At 44.9% G+C, this 376-nt stretch carries 1 protein-coding gene; it reads left to right on the forward strand.

Annotated features, from left to right (window positions below; all coding sequences use genetic code 11):
• A partial coding sequence (locus ABR397_RS23495; protein ID WP_350307806.1) for a tail fiber assembly protein occupies positions 1-376 on the forward strand: 376 nt, incomplete at both ends.

The following is a 376-nucleotide window of genomic DNA, read 5'->3' on the forward strand; positions in this document are numbered from 1 at the left end:
CGGATTGGCATCTAAAGCTGGTTGGATAAACGTTTACCATACCAATCAAGCAACAAGGGAATTCACAAGAGCCGATATTGAATATCTGATGCTCGGTATCGGTCTATCAGCTGGGGCTTATCCCGATGCCCCAGACCTCCCCCAATCTAATGATTTGGCGGTTTGTCGTAGTGAGGATGGTGAGTACTGGGAAACCGTACCCGATTATCGTGGAAAGACAGCTTACGATACACAAACTCGTCAAAAACGTGAGATAACAGAAATCGGTAAGTTACCCGATACGCTCACATTCAAGAAACCTGACACCGACTACGACAAATGGGATGGTAAAGAGTGGGTAGTTGATAAAGGTCTTTTCAAATCAAGTCAGATCGAA

It is taken from the genome of Photorhabdus viridis, assembly GCF_040256935.1.
Taxonomy (GTDB): Bacteria; Pseudomonadota; Gammaproteobacteria; order Enterobacterales; family Enterobacteriaceae; genus Photorhabdus; species Photorhabdus viridis.